Source organism: Mesorhizobium bavaricum, assembly GCF_056781655.1.
Map to the genome: position 1 here is coordinate 5,174,873 of NZ_CM165566.1, position 15,793 is coordinate 5,190,665.

The following is a 15,793-nucleotide window of genomic DNA, read 5'->3' on the forward strand; positions in this document are numbered from 1 at the left end:
GAAGATCGGATTCGACCGGGGTGGCGCTTCCTCACTTCTGAGGCATAGCGGCTCGTCTATCACGGCTGGCTGACGTTGACGAGGTCGCTGCATGCCAGCGAAGTCTTATGCAACATGCTCTCTAGACAGGACGTCAACGCCAGCGAAAACGGCCTTACGATCACGTCTAATGTTGTGCTGCTGTGCATCGCCTCATCCTCTCAAACTTCAGCAATCGCAGTCGTGGTGTTTGATTCCTACAGATTCCGGCACACATTGATGCTGAAGGAATCTGGCCAGAGCCCTGGCTCACAGCCGACGGCAAGTTGAATGAGATTACATGGACCGCTTCAACCTCGGCACCTATCGCCGCCCTATCTCAACCCGCTCTGCAGAAACCCAACGCTGGTTCGATATCGGCCTGAAATGGTGCTACGGCTTCAATCACGAGGAAGGCATCAGGTGTTTCGAGAAGGCACTCGAAACGGATCCTGACTGCCCGATGGTGCATTGGGGCATCGCCTATGCCGCCGGGCCTTTCTACAATCTGACCTGGAAGGAGCATGGCGAGACCGAGGCCGATAGCGCGACGAAGCGTTGTTTCGAGCATGTCCAGTTGGCTAGCGCCAATGCGGCCGCCGCCAGCCATATTGAGAGGCGATTGATCGAGGCACTCGCCAGCCGCTTCCAGAAGCCGCACCGGGTGACGCCTCAGGAATTCGAGCAGTGGGATGACGCCTACGCCGCCGCGATGCGGCTGGTCTACCAGGACTTTCCAAACGACCATGATGTGATGGCGCTGCTGGTCGAGGCGCTGATGATGCGCACCGTGCGGCGTCTGTGGAATCTCAAGACCGGTGCGCCGGCGCCAAACTCTGACGTGATCGAAGCGCTGGCGGTTTGCGAGCGGTCGATCCGGCTTGCCGACCAGGCTGGTGCCACCCAACATCCAGCAATCGTTCACCTGCACATCCATCTGCTGGAAATGTCCACCATGCCGGAACGCGGCACACGCTCGGCGGATCTGCTCGGCGAAATGTGTCCCGATGCCGGGCACATGAACCACATGCCGGGGCATATCTACGTGCTGTGCGGCGAGTACGAGAAAGCAAAGCTTGCCAGCGAGAAGGCGGTCCGTGCCAACGACCTCTATCTCGCCTATGCGGACGAGCCGACCTACTATTTGCTCGGCTGCTGCCACGACCTGCATCTGATGATGTTCACCTGCATGTTGTCAGGCCAGTCCAGGCCGGCCCTGTGGGCCGCCGACAAGGTGCGCAGCCTGGTGACGCGCGATCTGATCAGCCTTTCCGAGCGGCCCAAGCTCACCCAGACGGTGGAGGGCTACCACGCCATGAAATCGCATGTTGAGGTGCGTTTCGGCCGCTGGCAGGAGATCATCGACGAGCCGGTGACCGAAGAGCCCGGCCTCTACGTGCTGACGGCGGCCATGCAGCACTACGCCAAGGGTGTGGCCCATGCGACGCTGATGAATTTTGTCGAGGCGGAGCGCGAGCGCGAGCGGTTCCACCTGCATCTGGCCGGCATTCCAGCCGAACGGCGCTTCCTCAGCAACCCGACGCGGGCGTCACTGGCAGTCGGCGCGGCTCTCCTCGATGGCGAGCTTGCCTATCACCATGGCCGGCATGAGGAGGCGTACGGCCATCTGCGGCAAGCGGTCGAGCTTGACGACAATCTGTCCTACACCGAGCCGTGGGCGTGGATGCACCCGCCGCGCCATGCGCTGGCGGCGCTGCTTCTTGACCAGGGCCACGCGCATGAGGCCGAACAGGTCTATCGCGACGATCTGGGCCTAAGCGGCAAGGTGCAGCGCTGCGCCCAGCACCCGAACAATGTCTGGGCGCTGCACGGGCTGGTGGAGTGCCTGAAGCGGCGCGGCGAGACCGAAGAACTGCCGGCGCTGCAGGCAAGCCTCGCCACTGCGCTGGCCAAGGCAGATGTGCCGATCACCTCGTCCTGCCTGTGCAGGACGAGCGTGCAGTCAGCGCCAGACTGCTGTCATTGAGTGCCTAGCCCAGCCACTTCTCATAGTCGGACACCAGCAGATGCACCGGGGCGACGTCCTCGTCTATGTTGGAAAAACGGCCGATCTGTTCGCGAAACACGTTGTCGGTAAGATCGTCGTTGACGGTCGACACCTCGCCGATCAGCACATCCTTGCCCTCGGCCCAGAAGGCGTGCCAGACGCCGGGCAGCAGGGTGACGCTCTGGCCGGGATCGAGCTTCAGGAGCCCGCCCGCCGGCAGCCTGTGAATGGTTCCGTCGACAGGCACCGATACCTCAGCCTTGGGATCAATGCCACCGTCGCGATCGTGCATGAACAGCTCCAGCACCAGCTTGCCGCCACCGCGATTGATGATGTCCTCGGCCTTGATGTTGTGGCGGTGCATCGGCGACAGCTGGTCCTTGCGAGAGATCATGATCTTCTCGGCATAGAGCATGCCCATGCCCTTCTTCATGTCTTCGTAGCGGCCGTTGCGAACGGTGAACAGGAACAGGCCGAGTTCGTCGAATTTCTCCTGGCCGTAATCGGTGATGTCCCAGCCGAGCCGCGAGGTGAACACGGCCGAGGAGTCGACCTGGCGCGCCTTCGCCTCCTGCGGCGACCAATAGGCGAAGGGCGGCATGATATAGCCGAACGAGCGGATGAAAGCGTCGGCTTCGCGGATGATGTCGTTGATGGCGGAGCGTTTCATGATCATGGTCCTTCGTGTCGATTTTTCCGACAAATCGCATAGCCGAACGTCGATGCGGTGTCGATCCATCCTTGCCGCCTGGCCCTGCCGGGCTTTGCGTGCATGGACCACAGATCGGGTTTGCTGGCCGCGTGACATCGCGTGTTTTCAGGGTCATAAACCCTGCGGATTTCCATGGGGTGACAGACGATGCCGACCATCCACGACCTCGATACGCCGTCGATCCTGATCGACGCCGCGCGAGCCGAAGCCAACATTGCCCGCGCCCAGGCCCATGCAGACAGGAACGGTCTGAAGCTGCGGCCTCACATCAAGACCCACAAATTGCCCTATTGGGCCAAGAAGCAGGTGGCGGCCGGCGCCGTCGGCATCACCTGCCAGAAGATCGGCGAGGCCGAGGTGATGGCGGACGCCGGGCTTGCCGATATTTTTCTTCCCTACAACATCCTCGGGCGGGCCAAGCTGGCGCGGCTTCTGGCGCTGCATCGCCGTGTCACCCTGTCGGTGACGGCTGACAGCATGGAGACCATTGAAGGGCTGGCCGCCACCTTCACCGATGCCAGCCATCCTCTGTCGGTGCTGGTCGAATGCGACACCGGCATGGGCCGCTGCGGGGTGCAGACGGCTGGTGAAGCGGTTGCGCTGGCAAGACAGATCGACAAGGCCGGCGGCCTCGCCTTCGGCGGGCTGATGACCTACCCGGCCGCCGGCCGCGCGGCGGAGGCCGAGGCCTGGCTTGCCGACGGCAGGCAGGTGTTGGCCGCCGCTGGCCTCGCCTGCGAGCGCATCTCAAGCGGCGGCACGCCGGACATTTGGCGCTCCAGTGAAGCATCGGTGGTCACCGAATATCGCCCGGGCACCTACATCTATCTCGACCGCTACCAGGTCGCCAAAGGCGTCGGCAGTCTCGACGATTGCGCGCTGACGGTGCTGTCGACGGTGGTCAGCCATCCGACGCCGACGCGCGCCATCCTCGACGCCGGCAGCAAGGCGCTGTCCAGCGACACGCTGGGGCTCGCCGATTTCGGCGAGTTGCTCGGCGTTTCGGGAGCGCGGGTGACGGGCCTGAGCGAGGAGCACGGCAACGTCACGCTATCGGGCGATGGCAAGCTGCGGATCGGCGAACGCGTCCGCGTCGTGCCCGATCATTGCTGCGTCGTTACCAACCTGTTCAACGAGATCAATCTGATCGACGGCGACAAGGTGCTGGAAACATTGCCGGTGGCAGCGCGCGGACGGATGGGGTGACCGGATTCGTCAGATACTGAATTAAACTGGCTGCCGCTCGGCCTGCCGCGCCGCGACGCGGCGCATTGCGATGACGCGGCGGCGGCGGATTTCGGTGCGCATCGCCATCAGGTGCAGGGCGAAGAACAGCACCGTGAAGCCGACAGCCATCACCAGCAGCGGCCACAGCAGGCTGGGATCGATGGTCGGCCCGCCGAGCCTGAACACCGAGGCCGGCTGGTGCAGCGTGTTCCACCAGTCGACCGAGAATTTGATGATCGGGATGTTGATGAAGCCGACCAGCGTGATGATGGCGGCGGCCCAGGCGGCGCGGCTGGCATCGTCGAGTGCGCGGGTCAGCGCGATGATGCCGAGATACATCAGGAACAGCACGAAAACCGAGGTCAGCCGCGCATCCCAGACCCACCACGTGCCCCACATCGGCTTGCCCCAGATCGAGCCGGTGATCAGCGCCAGTGCCGTAAATACGGCACCAATGGGGGCGGCGGATTTGAGCGCGACATCGGCCAGCGGGTGACGCCAGACCAGCGTGCCGAGCGCCGAGATCGCCATCAGCGTGTAGCACATCATGGCGAGCCAGGCGAAAGGCACGTGGATGTACATGATGCGAACGGTAATGCCTTGCTGGAAATCCTCAGGCGCGGCGAAGCCCATATAGAGCCCGACAGCAAGGATAAGTGCGGCCATGGACGCCAACCATGGCACGACCCTGTCCGCCAGCCAGACGAAGCGCGTCGGGTTGGCAAGATCCAGCCAGCCGGTCAGGCGTGAAGTCGTGTCGCTCATGCGGCTCTACATAGACCGCCGGCGCGTTTGGGGCAATCGAGCGGTGGTGTCGCAGGCTGGTCCACCCTCCCCTTATGGGGAGGTCGATGCGGGATGGGGGGTGGCGGCACCTGCCCCCACACCAGGACCTTCGGTCCGACCTCCCCACAAGGGGGAGGTAGAAGAACGAAGCTCAGGCGGCTGCTTCCTGCTGTTGCTGCACGGTGCGGCTGAGGCGGCGAACCTCCTCGTCGTTGAGCAGGCCGCCCGCGCGCAGCAGGCTGGCGAAGCGGCCGTTGCGCAGCGACAGTTCGGCGAAGCCACCCATTTCGACCACCCTGCCCTTGTCCATGAACACGACCAGATCGGCGTCGCGAACGGTGGTCAAGCGGTGGGCGATTATGAAGGTGGTACGGTCGCGCCGCAATTCGTCGATCGCGTCCTTGACGCGGTCTTCGGTCTCGACGTCGAGCGCGCTGGTCGCCTCGTCGAGCACGAGGATCGGAGCATCCTTCAGCACGGCGCGGGCAATAGCGATGCGCTGACGCTCGCCACCCGACAGCTGGCCGCCACGTTCGCCGACAACCGTGTCATAGCCATTGCTCTTGGCCAGGATGAAGTCCTGCGCCGCAGCCGCGTTGGCGGCGGCATGGATCTCATCATTGGTCGCCTCGGCGCGGCCGACACGGATGTTGTCCTCGATCGAGCGGTTGAGCAGGCCGGCATCCTGGAACACGGTGGCGATCGAATGGCGCAGCGACTTGCGGGTCACGCTGCGGGTGTCGACGCCGTCGATCAGGATACGGCCATGGGACGGCGAGAAGACGCGCTGCAGCAGATTGATGAGCGTGGTCTTGCCGGCGCCGGTCGGTCCGACGATGGCAACGGTCTGACCGGCCTGGACTTCGAACGACACGTCGTCGATGCCCTGGCCCGAATTGGCGAATTCGAAGCCGACATTCTCGAAGCGGACATGGCCGGTGATGTTGGCGAGATCGCGCAGTCCATCCGGCTCAGCGGCATCGGCCGCGGAGTCCTCGAGCTGGTAGAAATCTTCAAGCTTGGCGCGCGCCTCGGAAATCTGGTTGGCGAAAGCCGACATCTGGTCGAGGCGAGCAATCAGCATCGTGGCAAAACCGGTGAATGCAATGACATCGCCGATGCCCAACTGACCATGAGTCACGAGATAGGCGCCGATCGACAACACGACCAGCATCGAGATTGCCGATGACAGACGGTGCAAGGCATTGGCCAGCGCCCACCAGTCGAGCACGGGGTTCTGCGCGTCGAGCAGGTTCTTGACATAGCGGCGCAGAGTATCAGCCTCGTGACCGAGGCGATTGTAGCTCTGCAGCACGGCAACGTTGGAGACCGAGTTGGTCACATGCGCGAACACCTTGTGGTAGTGGCGCTCGACAGCAGCCTGGCCCGCCTTGGTGCGGCGCATTACCATCCGGCCGATGCCGACATAGAGCAGCCCGAGGCCAAGCAGCACCAGCGACATGCGCAGGTCCATGCTGATCGCGGTTGGGACCAGCAGTACGAGAGCGACAGCCGTGGACAGATGCTGACGCATGAATTCAAGCCAAAGGCTGAACAGGGTTTCGACCGCGCGCAGCATCGTGTGCAACGCATTGGAGGTGCCGTGCTGATGGTGCCAGGCGAGCGGCATGGTGATGACGCGCTCGAAGGACTGGCACAGGACTTCGCTGCGCCGCGCGTGGGCAAAGCGGTCAGCGCCGCGCGCCACCATGACGAAAGCAACGATGTTGAAGGCTCCGAGACCCGCCCACATGACCAGCGTGGTGAAGACAGAGCCGCGATCGGAGATGGCGCCGATGACGCGACCGAACATAATCGGCTCGAGAAGCGCCACGATGGCAAGGGCTACGTTGGCCGAACAGATCAACGCGACGCGTTTCCTGTCCGCGGCCAGATAACCGAGCGCTCGCCAGTAGATTTGCAGAAGGGTCACCCCAGTTACTCCGCCAAGCTGTTTATTGTGCACTGCATCATTTGACTCGTACCGGTTGATACGTCGCAAAACAATGGCCGTGTACCTCTTCAGTTCCCTCAGAGCGAACAAAAGATGGCGACGTTCCGAAATCTGCCGTGATCATCTAACGGTTTGAGAAGACAGGTAAAATGTCAGGCATGCGGCGAAATCATGGCAGCTGGAACGCGCTGCCACAATTTTAATCAGCAACAATGTCGGGCGGATGACCAAGGCTCAAATCGCCTTCTGCACAGTATAGAGCGAAACTAAGCGGCCTTGGGCGCGCGCCAAGGCAACGCGATGCCAAGCCTCGCCGCTTGGGGCGGCTCATACGGTACGGATCAAGCCTTTGATTTTATGGGCATCTCAGCGACAGGCCCTTCGGCCCAGGCCGATGGAAACGCTGGGCGGCATGGCGCCTTTCATCCAACCGTGGTCCCGAAAACCGCGCCCTCCCCCGGGCTCGAGCCCGAGGGAATGCTGCCGGGCGACTTGCCTCAGGCAGGGATCCTGATGACGATTTCGGCAACCTCGCCGCTCTTCAGTTCGACAGTCGAGCCCTTGGTCTTTGCCCCATTCAGTTCCAGCGAAACCGCCTTGGCCTTATTGTCGCGGGTGACACGAACCCTGAGTTCCGCCCCCAGCATCTTGAGGGTTGCCGAGTACCCGTCCCAATGGCTGGGGAGCCTCGGATTGAACTGAACGCGCTTGCCGCGCCGCTCGATACCCAGGATGCCTTCGACCGCCGCCCTGTAGAGCCAGCCGGCCGAGCCGGTGTACCAGGTCCAGCCGCCACGGCCGCCCTTGTCGTCCCCGGCATAGATATCGGCCGCCACCACATAGGGCTCGACGCGATAGTGCTCGGCCGAGGCCTCGTCGGTCGCGTGGTTGAACGGGTTCAGCATCGAGAAACAGCGATAGGCCTCGTCGGTCCGCCCCATCTCGGCAAGCGCGATGACGAACCATGTGGCGGCATGGGTGTACTGGCCGCCATTTTCGCGAACACCGGGCGGATAGCTCTTGATATAGCCGGGGTCCTTGTCCGTCTTCGAGAAAGGCGGCGTAAACAGCTTGACGATCTTAAGCTTGTCGTCGACCAGCAGTTTGGTCGCCTGCTCCATCGCCGTCGTCGATCGTGCCGGATCGCCCTCGCCCGAAAGCACGCTCCATGACTGGGCGATCGAGTCGATCTTGCACTCTTCCGAGTTGTGCGACCCCAGTGGCGTGCCGTCGTCGAAGCTGCCGCGCCGGTACCACTCGCCGTCCCATGCCGTGCTTTCAAGCGCCCGCTTCAGCGCATCGGCATGCTTTGCCCAGGCTTGCGCGCGCTTGGCATCGCCTTCGGTCTTGGCAACGGCGCCAAAGTCGCCCAGCGTCTTCAGCAGGAACCAGCCGAGCCAGACGCTCTCGCCCTTGCCGTGCTCGCCGACGCGGTTCATGCCGTCGTTCCAGTCGCCGCCGAGGATCAGCGGCAGCCCGGCGGGACTGCTGCGCTTGATGGCAAGGTCGAGCGCCCGCGCGCAATGGTCGTAGAGCGACGCCGTCTTCTTCGAAATTTCCGGAGTGAAGAACGCATCGTGCTCCCCCTCGCCCAGCGCCTGTCCATCGATGAAGGGCAGGTGCTCCTTCAGGATGGTGGCATCGCCGGTGACCAGCAGGTAGCGCGCCGTGGCATGGGCCAGCCAGACCACGTCGTCGGAGATCATGGTGCGCACGCCGGCCCCGGTGCGCGGCAGCCACCAATGCTGCACGTCGCCTTCGGGGAACTGCCGCCGCGCCGCGTTGAGGATCTGGTCGCGTGCCAGTAGCGGGTCATGCGCCAGCAATGCCAGCGTGTCCTGCAACTGGTCGCGGAAGCCGAACGCACCGCTTGCCTGGTAGAAGGCGGAGCGGGCGCGGATACGGCAGGCCAGGCTCTGATAGGGCAGCCAGTGATTGACCATGGCGTCGAGCGCCTTGTCCGGTGTCTCGACCTGGATGGTGTCGAGGAAACCACGCCATTCGCGCTCGTTGTCGGCCAGCCGCTGGTCGAAATCCCTAGCCCGGTGTTCCTGCACCAGGGCGCTGGCCTCCTCGACGGACTCGGCATCACCAAGCAGCCAGAGCAGCGTCACGTCGCCACCGGCCTGGATCTCGATGTCGCGGGCGAGCGCCGCGCAAGGATCGTCGCCGGCCTCGACACGGCCCGACAACGCCGCGCCGCTCAGCACCGCCTGTGGAAGCTCGCTGGAGCCATGCCGGCCGAGGAACTCCGAGCGGTCGGTCGTCACCGACTGGACGCCGCCATCGGTTGCTAGGAAGGCCACCCGCTCGCTGAAATCGAGCCCGTAGGGGTTTTGCGCCAGCAACGCACCGGTGGCGGCGTCCCGCGACGGGACGATGGTTGCCGCCGTGCGCGACCGATGCCCGCCGAGCACCCATTCGGCATAGGCATAAACCCGCAGCCGCGCCGGCACCGCGCCGGAATTCTGGATGCGCAGCCGCGAGATCTTCACTGGGTCGACCGGGTCGACGACATGGGTGAGGTCCATCGACAACGGCCCGCGCTTCGAGCGGAATGTCGAGAAGCCCTGGCCGTGCCAGGCCTCGTAGGTCATCGAAGGATCGCGTACCACGGCGGCGAGCGGCGAGAACGCTTTGCCGCTGGCCTGATCGTAGATGTAGAGGCCCTCGCCCGGCCGGTTCGAGACCGGGTCGTTCGACCATGGCGTCAGTTGGTAGTCGCGGCTGTTGCGGCTCCAGGTGAAGGCAGCACCCTCGGCAGAGGTGTGGAAGCCGAACGAAGCATTGGAGACGACGTTGATCCACGGCTGTGGCGTGGTGCGCCGGCCAGCCAGGCGCACGACATAGTGCCGCCCGTCGCCGTCGAAACCGCCAAAACCGTTCCACTGGCTAAGCCCGGCGCCATCGGCGCTGACATTCGCCACCGCTTGCGAGGCATGCGCCATGGGCGCCAGCGAGGGCAATTCGCGCGGAACCACCAAGGCTGCCGGCTGCAGCGCGTCGCGCGCCTGCAGCGCCGCCGCCTCGGCTCGTTCGATCTGGTCGAAGATGGTGCCGTTGCGCGTGTGCAGGACCACCCTGGCGACAGCGAGCAGCGTCTTGTAGGTGGTCTCGTCCATCAGGTCGCGGCGCACCGCGAAAATGTGCTGGCGAGGTCCGAGTTCCTTGCCGCGCAAGCGGCTGTTTTCGCACAGCGTCTCGACCGCCCGCTGCAGGTCCTGGACATAGGAGGACGCCTGCTCGTTGACGACGACGAAGTCGATCATCATGCCGCGGGTGCGCATGTACTCCTGGAAGCGCAGCGCCTGGGCGACGATTTCGAGATCGGCAACGTCGCCGATCCTGACCAGGAAGATCGGGAAATCGCCCGAAATGCTGGTCGGCCACAGGCTCGACTGCTTGCCCAGCCCCGAGGCGATGGATTCGGCGGGAAGACGCAGGAACGGATCGGGATAGATCAGGTAGCGGGCCAGTTTCTGCACATTGGCGGCATCGGTCAGGCTGAGGCCCATATGGCGGGTCTGCACCTGGCTGCGGGTCCAGGCGAGCATGGCCTGGCGGGCAAAACTCTCTGGATGGTCGAGCCGGGCAACGGCTTCGTCCAGTTCCGTGCGGCTGGCTCCGACGACGGTCCAGAAGGTCAGCGATATCTTCTTGTTGGCGGGCACGCGCACCTGGCGGCGCAGCGCGGCTACGGGATCGAGCGTGAAGCCCGAATGGCCGCCTAGCCTGGCGCCAGGATCGAAAGCGGCAGCGTCGACGATGGTGCGACCACGGCCGATGAAGGCGCGCCGATCGGTCTCGGCTTCGGCATCGCGCGCCGATCCGGACGGGTCGGTGACGAAATGCACCATGGCGATATCGGGCTCGCTGGTCTCCCGCTTGCGCCGCGTGGCGAAGATCTGCGCGTTGTTGGACGCGATTTCGGTTTCCACGAACATCTTCGAGAAAGCCGGATGCGCGTTGTCGGATGCCTCCAGGCCGAGCACAAGTTCGGCGAAGGAAGTCACTTCGATGTGACGGTCGGACGGCCCGTCATTGTAGAGCGTGACCCGGCGACCCTCGCCGTTGCCTTCCGAGATGACGATACATTCGACCTCGGAGCGCAGCGTGCCCACCGATTTAACGAAGCTCGCCTTGTCGTCGGAGAACAAGGTCTGCGCCTTTTCCTCGGCCGCATGCTTCGGCTCTGCGGTTGCCGACCACCAGTCGCCGGTACCCGCATCACGCAGGAAGATGTAGGAGCCGAGCCGGTCCTCGGTCGGATCCGGCTGCCAGCGTGTGACGGAGAGATCGCCCCAGCGGCTGTAGCCCGAACCGGTCGCGGTAACCATCACCGAATAGCGGCCGTTCGACATCACACTGGTCGAACGCAGCGCCCGCAACGGATCGAGCACGATGCGGGAGTCAGGGCTCTCGACTTCGGTCTCGTCCTTGGAGCGTTCGTCGGCCTCGGTCCTCACGGTCGCGGTCGGAATGTCGCGCGGCGCCCTCTCCTGCAGCAGCAGTTCGGCCGATTCGATGACCGGATCACTGTGGAAGCGATCACGCATGCGGCCTTCGAAGATGGCGTCGGCGACCGCGACAATCGACATGCCTGAATGGTGGGCCATGTAGTTCTGCACGACCACATGATCGGTGCCTTCCGGCACGCGCTGCGGCGTGAAGTCGACGGCGTCGTAGTAACCGTGGCGGCCAAGCGCGCCGATCTCCCGCAGCCGGGAGAGATTCCGCACGGCTTCGCGCGGGTTGAACTGTGCCGCGAGCACAGTGGCGTAGGGCGCGATCACCGTGTTCTGGCCAAGGCCGCGCTTCAGGCCAAGCCCGGGCACGCCGAAATTGGTGTACTGGTAGGTCAGTTCACGGTCGCGGGCGTTGTAGGCCGCTTCCGAAATGCCCCACGGAACGTTCTTCTGTCGGCCGTACTGGATCTGGCGCTTGATGATCAGCTTGCTGGTCTGGTTGAGAATGCTGCCTTGCGCCTCCTTCATCACCAGCGGCGGCATCAGATATTCGAACATCGAGCCGGACCAGGACATCAGCGCGCCCTGGAAACCGATCTCGACGATCGGCCGGCCAAGCCGGAACCAGTGCTCGGTCGGCAGGTCCCCCTTGGCAATGGCGAACAGGCTGGTCAGCCGCGCCTCGGACGCCAGCAGGTCGTAGCAGCTTTCATCGAGCTGGTGCTCCTCGACCCGGTAACCGATCGACAGCAGCTTGCGTTCGGGCCGCATCAGGAAGGAGAAATCCATCTCGAAGGCGAAGCGGCGCGTGCGCTCGCGCAAGGTCAGCAGCTTGGCGCGCAGCGCCTCGACGGCATTGTCGTCGCTGTGCGCGTCATGGACATGTGCCTCGCAAGTGGCCTCGAGCCTGGCTGCCCAGTCGACGATGACGTCGCTCTGTGGCGACGCCGCCTCGGTGTGGATGGCGGTGGCGAGCTTGCGGATCTCGCCGGCCAGAACGGCCAGATTGATGGTGCGGATCGACGCCATTTCCGGCTGCGCCTTGATGGTGTCGACCGCGCGCCGCATGCCGTCGAGACGGTCGACGAGGCGCTGGCGCAAGGGCCGCAGCTGGCGGCGGTCGTCGGGCAACTCGTCAAGGCTCTCGCTAAGGATGGTCACCGTGTCGAGAATGCCCTCGAAATCGCCCTGGAGATGGACGGAGGGCGCTTCCGCCCATTCGGCGCAAGCTGCCGCCACCGCCACCAGATGGCCGGCGAGATTGCCGCTGTCGACAGCCGAGATGTAGAGCGGATAGAGCGGCTTCAGCGTCGTCGTGTCATACCAGTTGAAGAGGTGGCCGCGATCACGCGGCATGCCCTCGATGGTCGTCATGGTGGCGTCGATGCGGGTGATGGCGTCGGACAGGCTGATCCAGCCGAAGTCGCGCGCCGACACGACGGACAGCAGGTAGACGCCGATGTTGGTCGGCGAGGTGCGCGGTGCCACGACGGGCGCCGGGCTTTCCTGGAAATTGTCCGGCGGCAGATTGTGGTGCTCGGCCGTCACGAAGCTTTCGAAGTAATGCCATGTGCGCCGCGCCACCGTGCGAAGCGCATGGATGTCGGCTGCCGAGATGTGCAGCCGATCCTCGGTTTCAGCGGAACGGCTGATCCAGGCGGCGATGGCTGGAGAAGCGATCCAGAACAGGGCGAAGAAGAAGGCGACGAAGGCACCGGTGGAATCGGCGAGCACCGGTATGGCGAGGCCAACGAAGCCGATGATCACGGCGCCATACATCATGCCGTAATAGGAACCGAGATCGTTGTCGCCGCTCTTGTGCGCCTGCGAGGCGGTACGCCATTCCAGCAGGTTCTGGCGGCTGACGAACAGCCGGTAGAGCGTGCGGATGATGGCATCGCCCATCATCCAGGCGTTATGCGCCATCAGCACGATCTTGAGCGCCACCATGGCGGTGCCGAAGGCGGCGTCGCGCGCCAGGGCCGAGAAATGGCCGCGCGGCGTCTGGTCGCCGCTCTTGGGCAGGATGGCGTTGACGATGTCGAATGTCGGCGCCATGAACAGGCTGAGGATCAACAGGGCCTGCCACTGCGCGGCCTGGGTGAAGGGCAGCAGCGTCCAGCCGGCGATCGCCGCCATGACCCAGAAGATCGGCGTCAGCGAGCGGCGCAGATTGTCGATCATCTTCCAGCGCGACAGAGCCGGCACGCCGGAGCGCGGATCGAGCATGAAGCCGAGAAGCTGCCAGTCGCCACGTGCCCAGCGATGGTGGCGCGAGGCATCGACCGAGTAGCGCGTCGGATAGTCCTCGACCAGTTCGACGTCGGTGACCAGGGCCGAGCGCGCCAGCGCGCCTTCGAGCAGATCGTGGCTGAGGATGGTGTTTTCCTCGATGCGGCCCTGCAGCGCGGCCTCGAAAGCGTCGACATGATAGAGGCCCTTGCCGGTGAAGGACCCGTCGCCGAAGACGTCCTGATAAAGATCGGACACGGCAAAGACGTACGGGTCGAGGCCGCGATTGGCCGAGAAGACCCGCTGGAAGAACGACGCATCGTCGCCGCTGGTCAGCGACGCGGTGATGCGCGGCTGCAGGATCGCGTAGCCGGCCGTGACGACACGCCTGGTGGCATCGAAATGCGGCCGGTTGAGCGGATGGCATAGCTTGCCGACCAGGGTCGCGACAGCGTCGCGGGTGGTGCGCGTGTCGGCGTCGAGCGTCATCACATGGACGACGTTTTCCGGCAGCGGCACGTCGAGCGGCAGGAACGTGGTATCGCTGTCGCCGCGCAGCAGGAGGTCGAGCTCGTGCAGCTTGCCGCGCTTGCGCTCCCAGCCCATCCAGGACCCTTGCGCCGCATTGAACAGTCGCCGCCGGTGCAGGATGTAGAAACGCGGCGCACCTTCGGAGGGATAGCGGGCGTTGAGGCGAGCGATCTCGGCGCGGGCGAATTCGAGGATTTCGGTATCCGCAGCATCGATCTCGGTCTTGCTGTCGGGCCAGTCCGACAGCAGCGCAAAATGGATTTCATCCGCCGTGTTGGCGAGATGATGCACCTCGATATTGCGGATGTTTTCCTCGACGTCGTCGCGTGAGCCGATCAGCGACGGCACCACCACCAGCGTGCGCGCCTCCGGCGGCACGCCGTGCCTGTAATCATAGCCAACGAGGCGCGTCGGTTTCAGGAACAGCGATACGACGGTGTTGAAGAAGGCCAGCGCGCCCTCGCTGGCTGGCACGGCAAACAGCGCCAGCATCAAGACGATCGACGGCACCGACAGGCCGAGATTGGCCAGCGCATTGCCGGAGAGGACGAGAAGCAGGGCCGTCAGCGCAAACACCGGTACGACGATGCCAAGCCATCCGGTCTTGCGGAAGGCACGCTTGACCGTCTGGCTGATGGTTGGCCGATAGCCGATCGATTTCTCCAGTTCCAGCCGGCGTGGGCCGACGAGAAAGAAACCGACATCGGTGTGAGCGGATGCAGCCGGAGCGGCATCGCTTTGATTGTCGCCGGACGTGGTCTCGCTGGCGGCGGGACCAGCCAGTTCGATGGCCCTCTCGGCGACGCGATACTCCGAAAGGTCGGAGCGGCGCGCCAGTTCCTCGATCGCGGTCCGGTACTGGTCACGCGAGAAGAAGTCGAGCGCGGCGAAATCGGTGCGTTCGCGCAGCACGGTGTCGATGCGGCTGACGCCTTCGAACCAAACCGTCCAGTCGACGTCGTTGATGAGGCGCAGGCCGCGGATGATGTTTCCGGTCGTCACATTGCCGCTCGACAGCGTGTGATGTTCGGAAATGATGATTTCCTCGGCGTCGGAGCCGGTCTTTTCGAGCTCGCCTTCGAGCCATTCCAATGCCTTGCCGGCATTCTGCGACCCATCGCGCAAGCGGTAGAGCAACTGGGTGGCAAAGGTGGTGTCCTGCGCGTGAGCGCTGAAGTTGGACAGGATCGCCTGCCGGTCCGGGCTGTCGTCGGTCGCCAGAACCTTGTCGGCGACATCGTTGGCGATCTGGCGCATCTGGCGGGTGCGGTTGACCCTGACCGCCAGCCGGCGGAGATTTTCGATCAGCACGAAGCGCAGAAGTGACGGCAGCGCCCAGAGTTCGCCGATCTTCAGCGGCTCGAGCGACTGAAAGCCCTGGACGATGGACTTGAACATCGTCGCCGAGACGGAACTGTCCGAATGCGCCACATAGGTCCAGGCCAGTGCCAGCGCGCGTGGCACGGTGCCGCCATCGGGCAGTTTCAGAACGGGCAACTGGCGGTAGAAGCGCCGCGGCAGATCGCGCTTGACCTGGAAAATGGTTTCTTCGACCAGATAATTGTTGTCGAGCAGCCACTGCGCCGCCGGCGTGATCGTCTCACCCCTCGCCTGCGCGGCATTGGTCGAGCGGTAGACTTCCAAAATCTTCTTGGCGCTGTCGCGGATGCGGGCCTGAAAGTCGAACGGCGTGAGGCCGAACAAATCGGTGAGATCGCCGTTTGCCAGGCTTTCGCCAAGCAGGCGAAGACGCTCTTCGGGCAGGAAATTGGATCGAATCGGCTCTTCCGTGATGGCCGGGAAGCTCGCGCTTGTCTTCTCGATTTGTGCAGGGGTCGTCTGAATATTCATTGAAAATT

6 protein-coding genes are annotated in these 15,793 nt (G+C 64.0%); 2 read left to right on the forward strand and 4 right to left on the reverse strand.

Annotated elements, in window-relative coordinates:
* Positions 1-319 precede the first annotated feature (319 nt).
* On the forward strand, positions 320-2,005 hold the full coding sequence (locus tag AC1RZR_RS25410; protein ID WP_481826350.1) for a hypothetical protein: 1,686 nt from the start codon (positions 320-322) through the stop codon (positions 2,003-2,005).
* Positions 2,006-2,009: 4 nt separating this feature from the next.
* On the opposite strand, the gene AC1RZR_RS25415 is transcribed toward AC1RZR_RS25410, so the two are convergent.
* Positions 2,010-2,696 (reverse strand): D-lyxose/D-mannose family sugar isomerase, encoded by a 687-nt coding sequence (locus AC1RZR_RS25415; protein WP_379095971.1) that lies wholly within the window; start codon positions 2,694-2,696, stop codon positions 2,010-2,012.
* 189 nt (positions 2,697-2,885) lie between these two features.
* On the opposite strand from AC1RZR_RS25415, the gene AC1RZR_RS25420 reads away from it, so the two are divergent.
* Positions 2,886-3,944: a D-TA family PLP-dependent enzyme gene (locus AC1RZR_RS25420; RefSeq protein ID WP_481826351.1), complete on the forward strand. Its 1,059-nt coding sequence runs from the start codon at positions 2,886-2,888 to the stop codon at positions 3,942-3,944.
* Between the two features lie 21 nt (positions 3,945-3,965).
* On the opposite strand, the gene AC1RZR_RS25425 is transcribed toward AC1RZR_RS25420, so the two are convergent.
* From AC1RZR_RS25425 to AC1RZR_RS25435, 3 genes are all read right to left on the reverse strand, one after another.
* Positions 3,966-4,730: a heme ABC transporter permease gene (locus tag AC1RZR_RS25425; protein WP_481826352.1), complete on the reverse strand. Its 765-nt coding sequence runs from the start codon at positions 4,728-4,730 to the stop codon at positions 3,966-3,968.
* Between the two features lie 172 nt (positions 4,731-4,902).
* Positions 4,903-6,684 carry a glucan ABC transporter ATP-binding protein/ permease gene (locus AC1RZR_RS25430; RefSeq protein WP_481826353.1) on the reverse strand — a complete coding sequence of 594 codons (1,782 nt, stop codon included), beginning with the start codon at positions 6,682-6,684 and terminating at the stop codon, positions 4,903-4,905.
* Between the two features lie 518 nt (positions 6,685-7,202).
* Positions 7,203-15,785, reverse strand: a complete 8,583-nt coding sequence (locus AC1RZR_RS25435; protein ID WP_481826354.1) for a glycoside hydrolase family 94 protein — start codon at positions 15,783-15,785, stop codon at positions 7,203-7,205.
* Positions 15,786-15,793: the final 8 nt, after the last annotated feature.

What these genes read in the sequence shown, in the direction of transcription:
- AC1RZR_RS25415 (WP_379095971.1), bottom strand. Translation starts at nt 2,696, where the DNA reads ATGAAACGCTCCGCCATCAACGACATCATCCGCGAAGCCGACGCTTTC.
- AC1RZR_RS25410 (WP_481826350.1), top strand. Translation starts at nt 320, where the DNA reads ATGGACCGCTTCAACCTCGGCACCTATCGCCGCCCTATCTCAACCCGC.
- AC1RZR_RS25435 (WP_481826354.1), bottom strand. Translation starts at nt 15,785, where the DNA reads ATGAATATTCAGACGACCCCTGCACAAATCGAGAAGACAAGCGCGAGC.
- AC1RZR_RS25425 (WP_481826352.1), bottom strand. Translation starts at nt 4,730, where the DNA reads ATGAGCGACACGACTTCACGCCTGACCGGCTGGCTGGATCTTGCCAAC.
- AC1RZR_RS25420 (WP_481826351.1), top strand. Translation starts at nt 2,886, where the DNA reads ATGCCGACCATCCACGACCTCGATACGCCGTCGATCCTGATCGACGCC.